This window comes from Vibrio profundum, from assembly GCF_050337555.1.
Classification (GTDB): Bacteria; Pseudomonadota; Gammaproteobacteria; order Enterobacterales; family Vibrionaceae; genus Vibrio; species Vibrio profundum.
Map to the genome: position 1 here is coordinate 88,320 of NZ_JAKJTA010000005.1, position 17,486 is coordinate 105,805.

General features: G+C 44.0%; 16 protein-coding genes. 9 read left to right on the forward strand and 7 right to left on the reverse strand.

The genetic code is table 11. From position 1 onward, the window contains the following. The first annotated feature begins 8 nt into the window (after window positions 1–8). From L4C34_RS04795 to L4C34_RS04805, 3 genes are all read left to right on the forward strand, one after another. Complete coding sequence (locus L4C34_RS04795; protein ID WP_428788435.1) at window positions 9–1,043, forward strand: nuclear transport factor 2 family protein; 1,035 nt, start codon at window positions 9–11, stop codon at window positions 1,041–1,043. 179 nt (window positions 1,044–1,222) lie between these two features. After that, the gene (locus L4C34_RS04800) at window positions 1,223–1,447 is read left to right on the forward strand and encodes a hypothetical protein (protein WP_428788211.1); all 225 of its coding nucleotides are present in this window, start codon (window positions 1,223–1,225) and stop codon (window positions 1,445–1,447) included. Between the two features lie 429 nt (window positions 1,448–1,876). After that, window positions 1,877–2,566, forward strand: a complete 690-nt coding sequence (locus tag L4C34_RS04805) for a substrate-binding periplasmic protein (RefSeq protein WP_428788212.1) — start codon at window positions 1,877–1,879, stop codon at window positions 2,564–2,566. A gap of 264 nt (window positions 2,567–2,830) precedes the next feature. Here L4C34_RS04805 and L4C34_RS04810 read toward each other — a convergent pair whose 3' ends face one another. From L4C34_RS04810 to L4C34_RS04820, 3 genes are all read right to left on the reverse strand, one after another. After that, window positions 2,831–4,132, reverse strand: coding sequence for an MFS transporter (locus tag L4C34_RS04810; protein ID WP_428788213.1), 1,302 nt, complete (start codon window positions 4,130–4,132; stop codon window positions 2,831–2,833). A gap of 428 nt (window positions 4,133–4,560) precedes the next feature. Beyond that, complete coding sequence (locus tag L4C34_RS04815) at window positions 4,561–5,307, reverse strand: outer membrane protein OmpK (RefSeq protein WP_428788214.1); 747 nt, start codon at window positions 5,305–5,307, stop codon at window positions 4,561–4,563. Window positions 5,308–5,544: 237 nt separating this feature from the next. Beyond that, on the reverse strand, window positions 5,545–6,105 hold the full coding sequence (locus L4C34_RS04820; RefSeq protein ID WP_428788215.1) for a helix-turn-helix domain-containing protein: 561 nt from the start codon (window positions 6,103–6,105) through the stop codon (window positions 5,545–5,547). Between the two features lie 123 nt (window positions 6,106–6,228). Between L4C34_RS04820 and L4C34_RS04825 the strand changes: the two genes are divergently transcribed. Next, window positions 6,229–7,437: a multidrug effflux MFS transporter gene (locus L4C34_RS04825; RefSeq protein ID WP_428788216.1), complete on the forward strand. Its 1,209-nt coding sequence runs from the start codon at window positions 6,229–6,231 to the stop codon at window positions 7,435–7,437. A gap of 144 nt (window positions 7,438–7,581) precedes the next feature. On the opposite strand, the gene L4C34_RS04830 is transcribed toward L4C34_RS04825, so the two are convergent. Continuing rightward, complete coding sequence (locus L4C34_RS04830) at window positions 7,582–9,123, reverse strand: methyl-accepting chemotaxis protein (protein ID WP_428788217.1); 1,542 nt, start codon at window positions 9,121–9,123, stop codon at window positions 7,582–7,584. 295 nt (window positions 9,124–9,418) lie between these two features. Here L4C34_RS04830 and L4C34_RS04835 point away from each other — a divergent pair, with 295 nt between their 5' ends. After that, complete coding sequence (locus tag L4C34_RS04835) at window positions 9,419–9,751, forward strand: NIPSNAP family protein (protein WP_428788218.1); 333 nt, start codon at window positions 9,419–9,421, stop codon at window positions 9,749–9,751. A gap of 191 nt (window positions 9,752–9,942) precedes the next feature. On the opposite strand, the gene L4C34_RS04840 is transcribed toward L4C34_RS04835, so the two are convergent. The 3 genes from L4C34_RS04840 to L4C34_RS04850 all read right to left on the reverse strand — a co-directional run bounded on the left by L4C34_RS04840 (window position 9,943) and on the right by L4C34_RS04850 (window position 12,301). Then, complete coding sequence (locus L4C34_RS04840; RefSeq protein ID WP_428788219.1) at window positions 9,943–10,560, reverse strand: glutathione S-transferase family protein; 618 nt, start codon at window positions 10,558–10,560, stop codon at window positions 9,943–9,945. Window positions 10,561–10,591: 31 nt separating this feature from the next. Beyond that, a complete protein-coding gene (locus L4C34_RS04845) occupies window positions 10,592–11,620 on the reverse strand; it encodes an NADP-dependent oxidoreductase (protein ID WP_428788220.1) in 1,029 nt (342 codons plus the stop codon). A 90-nt stretch (window positions 11,621–11,710) separates the two neighbouring features. Beyond that, window positions 11,711–12,301 carry a TetR/AcrR family transcriptional regulator gene (locus L4C34_RS04850; protein ID WP_428788221.1) on the reverse strand — a complete coding sequence of 197 codons (591 nt, stop codon included), beginning with the start codon at window positions 12,299–12,301 and terminating at the stop codon, window positions 11,711–11,713. Between the two features lie 229 nt (window positions 12,302–12,530). Between L4C34_RS04850 and L4C34_RS04855 the strand changes: the two genes are divergently transcribed. The 4 genes from L4C34_RS04855 (at window position 12,531) to L4C34_RS04870 (ending at window position 17,436) form a co-directional block, all read left to right on the forward strand. Beyond that, window positions 12,531–13,475 carry a homocysteine S-methyltransferase family protein gene (locus L4C34_RS04855; protein ID WP_428788222.1) on the forward strand — a complete coding sequence of 315 codons (945 nt, stop codon included), beginning with the start codon at window positions 12,531–12,533 and terminating at the stop codon, window positions 13,473–13,475. Window positions 13,476–13,783: 308 nt separating this feature from the next. Then, window positions 13,784–14,974 carry a DEAD/DEAH box helicase gene (locus L4C34_RS04860; RefSeq protein ID WP_428788223.1) on the forward strand — a complete coding sequence of 397 codons (1,191 nt, stop codon included), beginning with the start codon at window positions 13,784–13,786 and terminating at the stop codon, window positions 14,972–14,974. A 246-nt stretch (window positions 14,975–15,220) separates the two neighbouring features. Next, a complete protein-coding gene (locus L4C34_RS04865; protein ID WP_428788224.1) occupies window positions 15,221–16,042 on the forward strand; it encodes a hypothetical protein in 822 nt (273 codons plus the stop codon). A gap of 209 nt (window positions 16,043–16,251) precedes the next feature. Then, entirely contained in the window at window positions 16,252–17,436 is a 1,185-nt protein-coding gene (locus L4C34_RS04870) for a hypothetical protein (protein ID WP_428788225.1), read from the forward strand. The last annotated feature ends 50 nt before the right edge of the window (window positions 17,437–17,486 follow it).

Here is a 17,486-nt window from a genome sequence, read left to right on the forward strand (position 1 = left end):
GAGAAATGATGACTAATTATCAACAAGCGAAACAAGTGGTGCGCGGCTATATGTCGAAGATGGAAGAAGCACCACTAGGCGCTGAGATTGAGGTGCTACGCTCTTGCACGTCTGAAGACTATCTTTGGCGTGGAGTATACCCATTCCGAGAGGTGAACTCCTTAGAGGGCTCAGCCGAGAGTTTTTGGCGGCCGCTTAAGCAGTCATTAAACCATTTACAGCGCAGGGAAGATATTTTCATCGCTGGTGAGAATGAGCACGATGGTCAGCACTGGGTGATGAGTATGGGGCATTTTATGGGCCTTTTCGATCATGATTGGCAGGGTATCAAAGCCACTCATAAAATGGCGATGCTGCGCTATGCCGAATTTAGTTGCGTCGTCGATGGAAAAATCACTCAAACCGGTTTGTTTGTCGATTTATTAGGCTTTATGGAGCAAGCAGGTTGCTATCCTTTACCTCCTTCTACTGGCCGTCATTTTGTCTATCCTGGTCCAAGATACCATGATGGTATTCATCATGAAGATGCTCCGTCAGGCGAAAGCGTTAAGACGTTGGCATTGGTGAATCAAATGATTGATGATTTATCATCACTTAATGAATTTGATGATATTCAGCCACAGCCTGAACTGCTCGCAAAAACGTGGGCCAAAGATATGATTTGGTATGGCCCGTGCGGTATCGGTGCGAGTTACACTATCCCTCGTTACCAGCAGCAACATCAGTTGCCTTTTCGTAATAACTTAAAAGGTAAGAAGTTTAATGGGCATGTGTGCCGATTCGCCGAAGGGCAGTTTGCCTGCTTCTTTGGCTGGCCAAATCTTTCTAATACGCCTGCGGGCGGTTTTCTTGGTTTGCCGGGAGGAGGTGTTGAAGCTGATATGCAGGTGGTGGATGTCTATTATCGCCGCGATGATAAACTTTCAGAAAATTGGGTATTGATTGATATCCCATACTGGCTCCAGCAGCAAGGCCTTGATGTATTGGGCCGAACCAATCAGATCTTTAATCCAGCCACTTCCCAGTCATCGAGTACCCAGTAATCGATGACGTCTAATCACTAGAACTTTCCCTTAAACAATCACCCAACTCCATGGGAGGTTGTGTTTTATCTCCCTCCCTTCTATCCCACTATTTTCACCTCGCTGCAGCTAAACTTTCTCCAATTGCGAAATATGAACTATATTTATGTGCGCTAGGTTCCATAATAAGGGGTGAGCAAATGCTTAGTTCCATCAACACAGACTACTTACAACTATATTACGTCGCAAGGCTAGAGGAAGAAGAAGCCAACGTCGCGTATGAGCGTGCGATAAAGAGTTTCAAGCAAGAACAAATCGATCAGGTTGAGCTTGAGCTTTATTGGGTAGAGAAATCCCGAGCTAGTGACAGGCTCAAAGACCTGCGAATGAAAGTACTGGGGATGAATATTGGCGTTGCTTTCTAAAGCGCCTCACTAACCTCATTATGTTATCAAGCTCACATTGGCTGATGAACTGGGACACTGAGTCTATTGATTTTATTCATCGCTTTACGTTGGCCAAACTGAGTTTTATGAATCGAGAAAATTAGCAGAGCGATTTGGGAAATAATGCCGTACCCACGCACTGCCCATAGGATGATGTCGTCAGCGAATTGGTGATTTTTGCAGGAAGACTTAGTGAGTTACCGTTGCAATGATTAATCAGTGTGGTTCAAATGACTGACTTTGCAACGGAGTCTACCTTTTCGGAGAAAATCAAGTCAACGTCATTAAGAGCACGAGCAGCTATAGTTGTATTATGTGTCTATGAATATAGAAAGAAAATTTATGACGTTCTCTTCATTTCGGCTACTGCATGCCTTACTAATTTCCGCTTTTATCTCATACCCTGCTATGTCTGACACCATCCGTCTTGTTACGACAGATTGGGATCCTTATTATGGTTCCGAACTCAGAAATGGCGGTGTAATCACGGTAATAGTAAAGGCTGCATTTTCAAAGGCTGGAGTCGAGTCTACTATTCGCTTCGTCCCATGGAAGAGAGCGATACAGGAAGTGGAAGAAGGGAAGTCAGATGTACTTATGGGGGCTTATTACAGTCATGATAGAGCACGCAGGTTTATGTTTAGCCAGCCCGTATATGAAATAAAAGTTAGTATTGTTGCGTTGAAATCTCTCGGTATAACATCCTTTGGGCAATTAGAAGATTTAAAAAAATACAAAATTGGTGTAGGGAGAGGTTGGGTAAATAGTGAGGCCTTTGATAAGGCCACATATCTAAACAAAGAGGTAGCCTCCAACCAAATATTAAACATTAGGAAACTGTTCAAAAAAAGAGTTGATATGGTAGTGATGTCGAAAGGTGTCTTCCTTGCTGAGTATTCAAAACTTAGCCCATCATATATTAATAATGAAGAGTATATCTTTGTAAAACCAATGCTTGATGAGAAATTTATCTATATGCTATCTGGAAAGAAAAATCCAAAGGCGAATGACATAATATACAAATTTAACCTAGGGCTGAAAAGTTTAAAAGACAGCGGGGAGTATAACAAAATATTAAGTGAGTACGGGTTTGATTAAAACATCTTTTGAATCGGCGTTGTTTCCCAAATTACTTTGCTAATCTTCTCGCTTCATAAAGCTCAGCTTTGCTAACGAGCTGCATACTTAGGTGGTTCTTCTCCGAATCCCTGACTTCAGATAACCTGATTTCAGATAATAACTGCGACATTCATGGAAAGGTCGATGTATTAAGCTTAGGAAACCTAAGGCTTCATTTACTTTGACTTTAATGCTCAGATACGACCAAATGACACCAGTCAGAGTACTGACTGGTGCTTATATCTAGGCTGTTTTTTGTAGGTTAGAGGTAGTCGATGAGTCTTCTTTGCTTGAGCGTTTCTTGGTTAGGGTTTCAGGTAGCGTAGACCAAATGCAAGCGCCTAATATTACGGCTGCGATGGCCCATGTGAACACCACTGAGATATTTCCGTGTGATGAGGCTGCGATGGTCGGGATGGCAAATGATGTGGCCAATCGACCGCCGTTAAATGAAATGCCAGCCGCGATAGGGCGATATTTTTCTGGGAATAATTCGGTATAGTAGACTCCCCAGTAAGAGGTACAACCAAAGCCAAAGCCAATCATGAACGAAAATGGGTACAGCAGTGTAAGGTGCTCGGCGCCAAGATTGAGGTAACAAAACATAGCAATCGCGGCGATAAAAAATCCGACCAAGCCAACTTTTCTTCCTTTCCAGCCAGCCATGATTCCCCAGAAATAATAACCTATGAACAGGCCTAATCCACTGCACATGAAGACTTGACCGGCCATGTCGTGAGAAAGAGTTAGGGCGTCTGTCATGTAGTGGAGGGCGTTGTTGTTAAACAATGCGTAGCCAAGGAAGTTACATGCGGAAAGTAGTAGCACACTGATACCAATACGGGTGTGGTTACAATACATGGCAAAGTAAGAAATGCCGTCTTTGCTTTTCGATGCACTTTGTTTCTGTCTGATCGTTTGCATGTGGTTGAAGTCGTCTGGAACGAACAATGCTACAGCGAGCATTCCTATAATCGGGCCGACGGCGCAGACTGTAAGTAGTAATTTCCAACCGCTACTTCCCATGATGCTATACATGTAACCAGAAACTTGAATACCGATTGCGAAAGAGCTGCATAGTATGGATGCAAAGATGGCGCGGCTTTTCGATGGAAACAGATCAACCACTAGAGCAATTGAAGTACCAAAACACCCCCCGAGAGCCAATCCGGCGATGAAACGTGAGCCTAACCAAACGGTTAAACTGCCCGGCGAGATTAAAGGTAGTAGAGTAAAGCAGCCCATCATTAATGCCAATAACATCAATGTGCGCTTTTTGCTCGTTTTGGCAGCGATCATGCCAAAGAGTAGAGTGCCAGGAATCGTACCTAATTCAAGTGAGCTGAAAATCATACTGACTTGGGTAAAAGAAAAGCCATAAGTGCTGATCAATGAGTGGCGGATATTTCCATCGATCATCCAGTTCAGATCGTAAAAGAAGTACACCATCATAATGGAAATGAAGGCTAGTACGCGCCTAGAAAAAGACCAGTCTTTGCCAATGACAGGTTGAGATGGTGCGTTAGGCGATGCGCTTTGCGGCATGGTGAACTCCTTGATAGTCGATAGAATACTTATGTCATTCTCAATAGTGAAAATTCTCTTACTTCTATTTCCGTGCGCGTTTAATCTGAGCATGCGCATGCTTTGTCGCTTGGATAATGAGGTCAAACAGGTCGTAGCATTACCCTTGAGGTATTTTGCTAGAGTCATTTTTGACTACGTATCCAAAGTGATTCTGACTGAGAGAATTGTCAAGATAATGAGCAGGAGGATGTTTAGTAGGTTAATGTGGATCACGATATTTAACTCATCGTTAACATTTATCCTAAGATGCAACTGAAATATTGGTTGATGTAGTGGAAAGTTAAATTTTGCTTTCGAGGTTCAATGAAAATGAAAGGGAATTAGCTGAAACGGCGAGGATAATGACCGCCGTAATGACTGAAAAATAATCGCTGAAAAGTGATCATTTAAAAGTGATACTGAATGGTGTATATCATCGCGTTAGTGTTCACTGGAAGCAGTACGTCATTATAAATATATCGGTATTGAATGGCCATAGATAGCTCGCTATTGGTCAACCACCATATTGATAGTGCACCATTAAGCGAAGCCTTAGAGGTTTCTGCAAAGGTATCGGTGTAGGTTTGCCTGCGACCGAATTCGGTTTCAGACCAGTTAACTATTCGGAAATCTTCCCCGTGCAATTCAAACGTATAGCCAGCGGTGTAACCAGCAATCCCGCCATTGAAGCCAGTAAAGGAATCGCTTAATTGATTGACGGTGGAGAGTAGCGCACCTGTCCATGGTTTCAAAAACCAGCCATCACCGCTGAAGTTATAACTCATTCCGAAGGCGGTATCATCGATACTGAAACCGGGCCCGTCAATAGTATGGCGAAAGGCATACCATCTTGATTCGCCTAAGCCCGTTTTGTAGGCAAGATGGCCTTTAGTAAAATTTGTCCATCGATCAGAATCTTTATCAACGTAATACACGCCAATGGCCCCAACTATTTCACCCCAATCGAAATTTGCGCCGCCATGTACAGAAACAAGGGCTAAATCGACATACGGCGAGCGCTCTCTGGTGCCTTCAGAAGGGATGATAAAGTTCGCACTGGTAGCACCAAAGCCCGACAAATATTCACTGTACGTCGGCGATGCATAAAGTAGGCTTAAACATAAAAAAGTAGGCCCAAAAAGTTTTGTCATCATGTGATTTATATGTTTTGATTATTGATATAGTTATAGATAACGATCGGAGATTATTCAATGCTGCTCAGGGGGGGCGGCTAGCGGCGGATAAAAGGTTGGTTTAATATGTGGTTGGTGTAAGTATCTCTTTTTACAGTCGAACCAACCTATGACGTGGATGTTTAGGCAGAATGAATGAATCGTGATCCATTCACTCCAACCTGTTATCCAGTCTGAGTCTGAACAAGTAAATAGGGGCTATCGGCTCGTAAGCTCTTGGATCAACGCATAGTTCGCTTCGCTGTCAGTACTTAAATTACTTACTTTATACGAGAGTCTCGGTCTGAAATAAAAGCTTTCGTGACGGTTTACTTCGAACGTTTCTTGATCAACTTGAATCGATAACTTCCCTTCTTTTAGATATAAGTAATAGTTTTTATTCAAAAGGTTATCGGGCGGGTTTTCGAATGAGGTGTTAGCGCCTAGCGTTACTTGACTCCACTTGATGGTATGCCCATGTCTTGTCGGAGAGATAGTGCGACACGTTACATTGTCTTCCGTTTCCATTATTGGCTGATTTTCGACAGGGATCAGCAGCGCCATTGCCTTTTCAGGTGGTTGGATTAACTCGGTGAGTGTCATTCCCAGAGCGTGCGCGATGCGCGCAGCCACATCAATAGTGGGTTGAGTCTCATTACGCTCTATTTTGCAGATCATGGATTTACTGATTGAGGCAAGGTCCGCTAACGCCTGCATACTGAGGCCCAATCGAGCACGTTGAGTCTTTAACTGTGTCGCGAAGTAATTGGCTTCGGTCATCTATGTCTCTCTTTGTTTTCCATCAAGAACGGGTGTAGTAAAATATTAAACGAAAATATTGATCAAAATCAATCCTTCGTTTAATATCCGCAACACATGTTTCATTTAGTGAGCAAAGTTGCTATGGAAAACCTTTCGCAAAACCCTGCCATGTCGCAGCCGTCACCTAAAAATCGCTACTTTATCGCGTTGCTAGCGATTTTAGTGGTTCCTCTTTCTGGCTTAAGCACTGATATATTTGTGCCGAGTATGCCTGAGATTAGAGGAGTCTTTGATACCACTCAGGGTGCGGTTCAGTTAACCATTACCGCTTATATGTTGGGTTTAGGCGTCATGCAACTTTTTGCTGGTGCGATTTCTGACAGTTTTGGCCGTAAGAAACCATTTATTATAGCGACAATAGCCTATTTACTCGCGACTTTTGCTATTCCCCATGTTGCAACTATCTATCAGTTGATTGGACTCAGGTTGATTCAAGGTGCGACCGTTGCGGCAATGGTTGTGCCAATGCGTGCGGTGCTCTCTGATTTGTTTAAAGGCAAAGAGTTTGAAAAAATCACTACTTATATGGCGTTTGCTTGGACCATTGGGCCAATCATCGCGCCGTTTATTGGTGGCTACCTGACGCACTACTTTGGCTGGGAAGCTAACTTCTACTTCCTCGTGATTTATAGCGCGGTCGTGTTTGCTTTTATTTTGCTCAACATGCCGGAAACAACCAGCTATTACAATGAGTTTAAGCTAGGAGCGATCGCCAGCAGGTATCGTACAATTTTAACTAATCGAGATTTCCTCGCAGCTGGCCTTACCAATGGCTTTACCTATGGCTTAGTGATGATAGTGACAGCGGTTACTCCGTTCTTGCTGAAAAACCAATTGCATTTTAGCCCAATTGAATTTGGCTATTTCGCTCTGACTCTCGGGGTCGGTTGGTCGATTGGTAGTTTAAGTAATCGATTCTTGATGCATTATAGTCTCGCCAGTAAAATGCGCGTCGGCGTGACGGGGCTGATTGCCTTTGGTGCAGTGTTGCTTGCTTCAATGGTGTGGCTACCTCTGTCTATCTATAGTTTGGTCGTACCTTTATTTTTTATCTACACTATTGGCGGAATGTTAGTAACCGTGAACTTTTCTTTTGCGCTTTCGCTGTTCCCTAGTATGTCTGCGAGTGCGAATGCCCTGTTTGGTGGGACTCTATTTTTTGTCGCATCTCTGGTTTCAGGCATTGCGGCTCAGTTCCATTTCGAAAGTGCCGCGGCTTTAGGTTTCTCAGTGATGGCTTTGATTGCTTTGATTGCTTTAGCCCAAAAGCTGAGAAGCCCAAAAGCTTAGCGATGATTAGAATCGGATATATCTCTGGGGTTCTGATGTAGTTTAACCCTAGATCTCAACAATAAGCTAAACAGCTAAACAGCTAAACAGCGCCGCAATTTGGGCGCTGAATGATAACGCTTCTGCCCCACGGGTAGGAGCGTTTTAGTTTAATTGAAACGATACTCCGAGCGATGCCAGATTTTGAGATCTTTGCTTGAAGGCTTCGGATTCCGTTGCGACGCTTTGAGCGTGCACTAGGTTTTGATTTGAGGTATCGCTGATGTTCACGATGTTCAGGTTGATTTCTTGCGACACTTGGCTTTGCTGCTCAGCAGCGGTCGATATTTCGGCAGCTAAGTCTGAGATATCTGAAATAGCCAAGTAAACTTGAGTGACCAGCTCTTGGGTTTGTTCGGTTTCCTTGAAACATAGCTGCGCGGTCTTCTTCCCTTGTTCCATGGTTTTCGACCACTCCGCTAGCATAGTTAATATATCAGCAATGGACGCTTGGATTTGCTCCGTTGCAGTGTGTGTCCGGCTAGATAGCGCTCGCACCTCATCGGCGACAACAGAAAATCCACGGCCGTGTTCACCAGCTCGAGCTGCCTCGATGGAAGCGTTAAGCGCTAACAAGTTGGTTTGGTCAGCGATACTTTGTATTTCCTGCATTATCCCACTGATGTTTTCTGTTTTACTGGCCAGTACGCTGGCTGAATCTGCTGCTTTTTCCACTTCTTCTGTTAGCGACGACACTTTTTCCATCGTTTGTGTCATTCCTTGTTTGGAAGTTTCACAGTCTAGGTGAGCTTGATGAACTTTCTGATTGGTCGTTTCAATGTTGTGTGCAACGGTCCCTATGCTCTGCACCATTTCTTCGACTGCGGTGGAAACTTGATATAACTCTGACGTTGCTTGTTCGACCCCCAGTTCTGTCTGTCTAGAGACGGTTAACAGCGCGTCGGAGCCTTGATCGAAGCTGTGCAGGCTGTCTTCAATCCGACCTAAGATGGTCGAAACCTTTCCTTCTAAGAGCTTGATATGAAAATCGGCAATACTAGTGGGAGAATTCCCTGAGTAAACGAGCCTAGAGACGCTATCGTATTGTTTTCGCTGATTGCGTAAAAAACGTGGGGTTTGCACAAGTTCTGGATAGTAGAAGAGCCAAGGTAGAACAATAAGAAGTGTCGTGACCCAATAAAATTGCATGCCAAAGAAAAGAGTGACGGCAGCGACGACAAAAAAGACGAACGTTCTCATTTGGCGCATCAGTTTTTTTAAAGCGAGACGTTTACTTTTTTCGCGAACGCGTTTGTACAAAGTGTCGGCCTGCTTGAGCGTGTTTGCTTTAAGGCAGCGCCTGACCGATTGGTAGCCGACCTTGGTTCCGTTTTCAAAAATTGGGGTAACAAACGCATCAACCCAATAATACCGCCCGTCTTTACAGCGATTTTTTACGGCGCCACGCCAAGTTTCGTTTTCTTGCATATGCTGCCAGAGGTCGGAGAATGCGGTTTTTGGCATGTCTGGGTGACGAACGATATTATGATTTTTACCAACAAGTTCCTCTCGACTAAAGCCTGAAACTTTGCAGAAAGCATCGTTAGCATACGTGATAACGCCTCGTAAATCGGTGGTGGAAACGAGTTCCTCAGCATCGGAGAACGTCACTTCTTGGTCGGTAGTATAGGCGTTGCGTCTGTTCATGTAGGGTGTCCTCGGAGCATTCAGGCTCTAATCTGGTTCAGAATATGTTCTATTAATGGCTTGGTGATGCGCTTCGATTGGCGGCACATTTTGTTTAGGATCTTGGCACTGTGTTGTGGTTTATGGGCTTGTAAATAAGCTGTGTGTCCCCCATCTGTATTATTAATACAATAACCCGTGGTCGTGATGGTCTTAGTTTCGCAGTAACTTGATATGGAATGTGGGCGTATCATATTTTATGTGAATTCTTTGGTGCGGGTTATTGATCTATATCAATTTATATTAAGGGATACAGATGCCGTTGGTTGAATTAAGAGAATACAAGCTCAAGCCAAACAAAAAGAATCAATGGCTTACTTGGATGAAAGAGGAATTGTTGCCCTACCAAGTGTCGCAAGGCATGCAAGTGCTACAGACTTATACCTACCAAGATGAGCAGGGTGATGATTGGTTTGTTTGGTTACGTGCTTTTGAAAACGAAGATCAACGCCAAGCCATTTATAGCAAAACGTACAATGACTGGTGGATTAAGAACATTCGCCCGCAGGTGTTTGAGCACATTGAACAAGATGAGATTAAGGTTCGTATTTTAGAACCGGTGGAACTTATTCCAGCATGTAACGTGTGAACTATTTAAAGAGCCGAATAGTAAAAAGGCCAGCGGATTGAGCTGGCCTTTAGGTTGTTTATCGGTTTTTATTTTAACCGTAGTTACAGGCTAATCGTACTGATCCTTAATTGGATCGGTAGCCTAGTTGGAATAATCGTTTAATTATAGAAATAGTTTAATTATAACAATGGCTTAATTGGAATAATAGCCTAACCGTGTTGTTGCTCTAGCTGCTCTGCTCGAATCAAAGCAGGGTGAGTTCTGAGCTGTTCTCCATAGCGTCGAATGTTGGGGAAATCGTCAATCATGCCGCGATTGTTTAGTATATCGACGATAAAAGACATCATGATATCAGCGCCAGTCAAACGTTCTTCAACGAGATACGTCTTGTTTTCTAATGCTTGATCGAAGTAGCTGATCACTTTCATTGTCTCATCATTGGCATAACCTTCTAAGAAGCTCGTTTTTTCTGGCTCTTTTGAGACAAATAGTTTGAGCAGTAGCGGTAAAATAGCTGAGCTTTCAGCGAAATGGATCCACTGAGAATACTCGGTATAAGCTTTGCTACCAAACTCAGGGGCTAGTGCCTTTGAAGCATAGGTATTAATCAGATATTCGGTAATCGCGCCTGATTCTGCAATCACCGTCCCGTCGTTCTCTATAACAGGAGACTTACCTAACGGGTGTACTTGCTTTAGTTCTGGTGGGGCAAGGTGAGTGACGCTGTCACGTAAGTAAGGTTTGATCTGATAATCAAGCTTGAGTTCTTCGAGAAGCCAAATGATGCGTTTAGAGCGAGAGCGATTTAAGTGGTGTAGGGTTATCATCTTGTATCCTATTTCTAATTCTTTAGACGTTTTAGCGGGCTTGGTTCGTTTGGACGACGAGTTTGCCGAAATTTGTGCCATTTAATAGGCCAATGAATGAACTAGGGGCTTGTTCCAAGCCTTCGACCAAATGCTCTCGGTAGTGAATTTTCCCATCAGCTAACCATTGGGACATGTCCGTGGCAAATTCGTTGTAGCGATGTCCGTAGTCATCGAAAATGATAAAGCCCTGCATTCTAATGCGCTTTACAAGAAGAGTCGCTACGAGCTTCGATGTGCGATCTGGGCCATCTGGCAATGCGGTGGCATTGTATTGCGAGATCAAACCGCAAACAGGAATGCGTGCTCCGGTATTGAGAAGGGGCCATACGGCATCGAAAACTTTACCGCCGACGTTCTCAAAGTAGATATCGATTCCGTCGTTACATGCTGCAGCTAGTTGCGAGGCAAAGTCCTCGGCGGTGTGGTCGATACAAGCATCGAAGCCCAGTGTTTCTTGTGCATAACGGCATTTTTCCGCTCCGCCTGCGATACCGATAACTTTGCAGCCTTTTAATTTACCAATTTGTCCCACCATAGAGCCAACCGCACCAGTTGCTGCCGCAACGACTAATGTGTCTCCTTGCTTTGGTTGACCGATATCGAGCAGACCCATATAAGCGGTGAAACCCGGCATGCCCATGACACCTAATGCGTAGGAAGGATGAGCAGGAGCGTCACCAAGTTTCATGAGCCCCTCACCATTTGATACTGCGTAGTCTTGCCAGCCTGTATACGCCAGCACCCATTCACCGACAGCGAAGTTAGAGTGATTAGATTGCTCAACTTGGCAGACGGTTCCGCCAACCATGACTTCGCCCAGGGCGACGGGCTCAGCGTAAGATTCTGCATCATTCATGCGTCCACGCATATATGGGTCGAGAGAGAGGTAAACGCTGCGCAATAATACTTCGCCCGAGCCCAGAGCCGGTACTGGAGACGACTCTAAGCGGAAGTTTTCTTGGGTTGGAGCGCCATGTGGACGAGATGCTAATACGATTTGTCGATTTTCAGTTGTCATAATGATTCCTTTTCAATTAGACCAGTCGTCTAGAGTTGGGTCGAAAAAATCCCGCATCAGATGAGTAACTCATGCGGTGCGGGTGGTTCTTTAGATTTCAGTGCGTAGCAATTGCTCAGTGGTGACGAGTGTTTGCTGCAAACCTGATGTATCTTGGCTCAATTTACTTAATAAGCTTGCCCCAAGCCATAATTGATACAGCATGTTGGCTGTCACTTGACTTGGTTGGTGCGCAATCACGTTTTCTTGAATGCCATTTTCGATGCAAGACGCGATGGCATTGATCACTTGTTTTGCTCCTTTGTGCAGTGCTTCGCGCATCGGTTCCGACAGATCAGAGACTTCAGCGCTGAGTTTTACAACAAGGCAACGATGGGCATTGCAAGTTCCGTTTTCCATTTCGAGCCAGCGAGTAAAATATTGCATTAGCCGTTGTAAACTATCGCCTTCACCATGGTTGAACAAGTGATTTACACGCTCAAGGTAGTGTTGAAAATAGTCGTTGATTAGCGCCTCACCAAACTGCTCCTTTGATTTAAAGTAGTGGTAGAAAGAGCCTTTCGGGACATCGGCCGTTTTTAATAGCTCAGACAAACCAACGCTAGTAAACCCTTTAGCAACGGCTAATTGGTAACCAACATTCAGTATGTGCTGGCGAGTATCGTTTGTATCGTATTTCATGTGGGGCAATATAAAGTAAATTAGACCAGTCGTCTAGTGCTAATTTACTGACGTTGAGTTGTAATTCGAATAGAGCAGGAAATTAATATTTCATTGCCTGAGTGGACAGCGTGAAGCTTACTTATGTAGTCAGTATAAAAGATGTTGTCAGTAGAAAAGTTTTCTTTCAACTCGCTATACATTGTGGTTGAATGGGCTTATAGAAGTCTAGCCATTTAGGTGTCTAAAAATGAAGCTGACCATTTTAGATGGTGGTATGGGGCGTGAACTAAAGCGTATTGGCGCTCCGTTTTCGCAACCACTTTGGAGCGCACAAGCGCTGATAGAATCGCCTCAACATGTGAAACAAGCCCATCAAAGTTTCGTAGAGGCAGGTGCACAGATTATCACTGTTAACAGCTATGCCTGTGTACCATTTCATCTTGGGGAAGAGCTCTACGCTGAGCAAGGGGCGGAGCTTGCAAAAGAAGCCGCCAAGATTGCTCGTGATGTCGCCACTGATGCTCAACACGAGATATTGGTTGCCGGTTCACTCCCTCCTGCTTTGGGTTCATACCGGCCTGATTTGTTTGAAGCTGATAAAGCTTATGAGATTAGCGCGACTTTGTTTGAGGCCCAAGATGAATACGTCGATATTTGGCTTGCCGAGACGGTGGCTAGTCTCGCGGAAGCCAACATGGTCTCAAAGGTATTGGCGAACACGACCAAACCTTATTACGTTTCATTTACCTTAATGGATGAACTTAGCTCTAAGTCACGGCTTCGCTCAGGGGAGTCTGTGATTGATGCGGTAGACGCTTTATTGAAAACCAATGCCGCCGGTATTTTCTTTAATTGCTCGATTCCAGAGGTCGTTGAACCAGCGATTAGAGCCGTGAACAAAGCTCTAGAACGTGCAGGGAAGAGGTCAACAATCGGTGTGTTTGCTAATAATTTTACGCCGATTAAGTCTTGTCACCAAGCCAATAATACTTACCAAGAATTTCGAGGATTTTCACCTCAGGAGTACCTTGGGTTCGCGAAGACATGGCATCAATTAGGGGCAAGTATCATAGGCGGATGTTGCGGTATTGAACCTACTCATATCAAGGCGCTTGCGGCATATAGAGATAGGGCCGAGGCAACAGCTAGTTCAACATGTTGGCGTCGCGACCCAAACTCTTCCTTTACATAGGAAACAATTTGACGGGTATAGCCATCTAAGCTGAATCCTTAGAGTGTGGCTTTTCGAAGGTGGCTCATTAACAGGTGAAACCCATCCGTAAAGCAAAGAAAACAGCCGCTGATGCGTTACTACGTCAAGAAAAACAATCCTGAAAACCGCTTGGAAAGCGATGTGTGCGTGTTAAAATGCGCCACTTTGCTTCGATTAGCTGATTCTAAAAATATCCGCTAACCATGGAAACATAAGCCAAAACTGCGAATTAGCCTAAACTAAGGCGACAACGTATTTCATTACCTGACACCATACCGAGACCATCAATGCCATTCTCTAATTTAGGATTAAGCGATCCCCTTCTACTAGCCATCAATGAACTTGGTTACGATAAACCGACCGAGATTCAAGAAAAGGCGATTCCGCTAGTACTATCAGGGCAGAATCTGATTGCAGCAGCTCAAACGGGTACCGGTAAAACAGCCAGTTTTGTATTACCTATTCTGGAAATGCTGAGTAAAGGCGAAACGCAGCGTAAAAAGCGCATTCGCGCTCTAATCCTGACACCGACTCGCGAACTTGCGATTCAAGTTAATAATAATATTACTGAATATGGTAAGCACCTTAACTTAACATCAACGGCAATATACGGTGGTGTGAGTGAAAAACCGCAGAAGCAACTGCTTATTGATGGTATTGATGTTCTCGTGGCAACACCAGGTCGATTATTGGATCTTTACGGTCAGCATGCGGTTCACTTTGAAGAAGTTGAAACCTTTGTACTTGATGAAGCGGATAGAATGCTCGACATGGGCTTTATCGAAGATATTAATAAAATCATTGCTCGATTGCCGCAAAACATTCAAAACCTACTTTTCTCTGCAACGCTATCGAACCCTGTCCGTGATTTGGCAAAATCAGCGATTGACCAGCCTGCTGAGATTTCAATTGCGAAGCACAGCGCTTCCAAAGGCAGCATTGAGCAGTGGCTAATCACGGTTGATAAAGACAAGAAATCAGCTCTATTGAGCCATTTGATTCAAGACAATGACTGGGACCAAGCTCTGATTTTTATTGAAACAAAAAAAGGCGCAGCTAAGTTAGTTTCTCAACTAGAGAAACGTGGTATTCCGGCGGAATCTTTTCATAGTGGCCGAAGCCAAGATGTTCGCTCGCAACTGTTGACTGACTTTAAAGATGGCAATATCAAGTTCCTTGTTGCCACTGGCGTTGCCGCGCGTGGGATTGATATTGAAAATCTGACTCGAGTGCTGAACTACGATATTCCATTCCCAGCCGATGAATATGTTCACCGTATCGGTCGTACTGGCCGCGCAGGTGCTAAAGGGGAGGCTATCTCTTTTGTATCACGCGATAACTTTAAAAACCTTTGCATGATTGAAAGCCGTTTGGGTCACTTAATTGAGCGTAGAGAGATTGAAGGGTTTGTACCGACAAAAGATGTACCTGTTTCAATATTGAATTACGTGCCGAAACACAAACGTAATCAAGATTAACGTCACCTGTTTCATAGCGACGGTAGTGTAACAGGAAGAACCCAGTCATTGTGCCAATTAAGAATTTTGCAGTTTTGGCGATACGGTTGAAGCCTTACTAAAATGTCACATTATTTTCTTTTCTCTATCAGTAAGTAAGCGTGACTAAGCCCAGTTAGGGCGTATTTGTCTTGCCACGTAATGTGTCTAAAATGAGATCTCGCTCCTATAATTGCTTAACTAAGGTGAGCAGGGAGCAGAGACCAAATGAACGATACGCTGCTAAGTCAGTTGGTTGGTGAGCATGTAGTTGGGGTACTTGGGACTTATCCTCCGGGTAAGGCCGATATGGATGTGTATGTTTGTGGTGTCGACGTTATCGATGATACGGGTCTGAAGTTACGTTTCTCTGCTGGGCATCATTTGTTGCCAAATCAACTGGTCACTCTTCATTTAGATAACCGCTCAAACCATACGGCTTATGATGAAGATTTGCATGTGCATAGAGCGTCGTTTAAAGGTTTGGTGACGCGTGTTTCTGAATTTTTTGTCTGGGTAGAAGCAGAGCAGTATCAAGTCTTTCATGGGAAAGAATGTGAAAAAGAGTACCATTCTCTTTCTTACCAGTTCCCAAGTGACAGCCGTGAAGTTATCCACCTAGAGCACTCTCCGTTACAAAAAGTGCCAGTACCTGATGTGCTGTGCCACGAAAATAAAGCGGGAATACTACTGACTTATGCTCAGAGGCAACCCCACACGACAGTACTCGCTTATTTATCGACGTACGACGATGATATTTTTTTCGTGACCTTTCCAAGTACGTTTAAATCTGAGCTGCTTAAGCGCAATAACCAGTGTTACTTTGTTATTGATGGACGTTCTGCCTCTCCGGTAGAAAAGGCAACGGAATGCGAATACTGCATTATTCGGGGTGAGGTGTATGAAGTGCCACAAGCGTCGTTATTGTTTTCCCACTTGCAGCAGGTATTCGTGAATAAAAACCCTTACGAAGAAGTGTTTTTTAATCACCCTGAAGTGGAAATGTATCACCTGATTTCGGACCACTTAACCTGCCCAAGACTTTGTTAATTAGCGCCACCACGCACTTTACCCACCGTCCGTCCGCGCAAAGGGGATGTATAGGGGGTTTTCGTCGTTTTTCTAGGCGAATTAATGAGATTTAATGTTCTGATTATCATAGCGATATCATCGTTTATTCCGTCTACAGTTAATTTAGATAGTTTGGGATCGCAGGCAAGAGTTTGTGTTTACACTTAGCGTGATATGTCGAGGTGATTATGCCAGGTCAATCAGAGTCAGAAGAGCAGTTAGATTGGTTTGTATCGTTTTTAGATAGTATGGGAGGGGCCGACATCGACAATCCAAATGTCGTTAGTGAGGCCGAAGTCAGGAAAAACAAAGCTAAAGTTTTAGCTAAAATTAATCAACAGAAAAGCATGTCACAGGGTTTTCGTTTAGTGAACGACACCCAATACAAAGCTAAAATATTGGAGCTCAAAAGAAAAATTGAGTCCTACCAGTACACCAATCAAGACAATAAGAAACAAGACCAAGTCATGTTAGGCATCATGAGCCAAAAAGAGAAAATCTCCAATTATCTTGATCAGCAAACGAAACAGAGTGTCGCATCGGGTAACGTGGATTTTCGTTCGCGTAACCAATTGGCAAATGCGTCTTTAAAGAAAAAACAGCTGTTTATGATGTTTATGGAGATAACTGAAGCGCAGGCTGAACTTAAGGAATATGCGCGAAAAGTTGCACTCTCGACAAAAGGAATCGTTAAGCAGCCCCCCGGCGCGTATTTTGGTGTGAAAGACTTTCACGGTTCTTTAGACAAGATCACCAACAGGAAGCGCCATTACGATATTGGTGATTTAAAAGACGCCGCTAGGATGACGATTATCTTTGAAACCTTGGAAGATATGGTGGCCGCCAAGGCGATTATTCGCCTGACAGAAGAATTTAAGGCTTTACAACATTTTCAGTCCGCAATGAAAGATCGTTACGGTACGAGCCAAGGGGATGACGTTCGATTCAATTGCGGTGCGACGGATGCCGGCTATAAGGACATTAAATTCTTTTTGAAAATGAGCAACGGGCATATTGGTGAGCTTCAGCTCAACACTCGCAACATGATCGTGGCGAAAAAAAATGGTCACATTATTTATGATATTTTGCGTGATGGGGGAGCGTTAGATAAACCCTTTACCATCACGAACCATGAAGTGCTGGCCAAAGTGCAACGCAATATGAGCGGTCCTTGGTTTAAGTTTATTAGAGAGCGAGTGCCTAAAGCCAAAGGGGATGTAGAAATATTGGAGCGCTTAGTCGCTAGGCTTGCCAGTAATATGAGTAATGGAAATGCATCGCTATCAGTCAGTTTGGCGGAGATCGAGGCCTTATCGCGAGTAAGTTTATGTATTTATGAACAAGGTGACAATGGTCGGGTGTTATTAGATTAGCGAGAGGCTTATCGATAAAAAATGGGTAGATCTCTCGAGCTGCCCATTTT

Excerpts from the sequence above, each read along its gene's own strand:
- L4C34_RS04795 (WP_428788435.1), top strand. The coding sequence starts at position 9 with ATGACTAATTATCAACAAGCGAAACAAGTGGTGCGCGGCTATATGTCG.
- L4C34_RS04835 (WP_428788218.1), top strand. The coding sequence starts at position 9,419 with ATGCCGTTGGTTGAATTAAGAGAATACAAGCTCAAGCCAAACAAAAAG.
- L4C34_RS04870 (WP_428788225.1), top strand. The coding sequence starts at position 16,252 with ATGCCAGGTCAATCAGAGTCAGAAGAGCAGTTAGATTGGTTTGTATCG.
- L4C34_RS04805 (WP_428788212.1), top strand. The coding sequence starts at position 1,877 with ATGTCTGACACCATCCGTCTTGTTACGACAGATTGGGATCCTTATTAT.
- L4C34_RS04865 (WP_428788224.1), top strand. The coding sequence starts at position 15,221 with ATGAACGATACGCTGCTAAGTCAGTTGGTTGGTGAGCATGTAGTTGGG.
- L4C34_RS04820 (WP_428788215.1), bottom strand. The coding sequence starts at position 6,105 with ATGACCGAAGCCAATTACTTCGCGACACAGTTAAAGACTCAACGTGCT.
- L4C34_RS04800 (WP_428788211.1), top strand. The coding sequence starts at position 1,223 with ATGCTTAGTTCCATCAACACAGACTACTTACAACTATATTACGTCGCA.
- L4C34_RS04840 (WP_428788219.1), bottom strand. The coding sequence starts at position 10,560 with ATGATAACCCTACACCACTTAAATCGCTCTCGCTCTAAACGCATCATT.
- L4C34_RS04825 (WP_428788216.1), top strand. The coding sequence starts at position 6,229 with ATGGAAAACCTTTCGCAAAACCCTGCCATGTCGCAGCCGTCACCTAAA.
- L4C34_RS04815 (WP_428788214.1), bottom strand. The coding sequence starts at position 5,307 with ATGATGACAAAACTTTTTGGGCCTACTTTTTTATGTTTAAGCCTACTT.
- L4C34_RS04850 (WP_428788221.1), bottom strand. The coding sequence starts at position 12,301 with ATGAAATACGATACAAACGATACTCGCCAGCACATACTGAATGTTGGT.
- L4C34_RS04810 (WP_428788213.1), bottom strand. The coding sequence starts at position 4,132 with ATGCCGCAAAGCGCATCGCCTAACGCACCATCTCAACCTGTCATTGGC.
- L4C34_RS04845 (WP_428788220.1), bottom strand. The coding sequence starts at position 11,620 with ATGACAACTGAAAATCGACAAATCGTATTAGCATCTCGTCCACATGGC.
- L4C34_RS04855 (WP_428788222.1), top strand. The coding sequence starts at position 12,531 with ATGAAGCTGACCATTTTAGATGGTGGTATGGGGCGTGAACTAAAGCGT.
- L4C34_RS04830 (WP_428788217.1), bottom strand. The coding sequence starts at position 9,123 with ATGAACAGACGCAACGCCTATACTACCGACCAAGAAGTGACGTTCTCC.
- L4C34_RS04860 (WP_428788223.1), top strand. The coding sequence starts at position 13,784 with ATGCCATTCTCTAATTTAGGATTAAGCGATCCCCTTCTACTAGCCATC.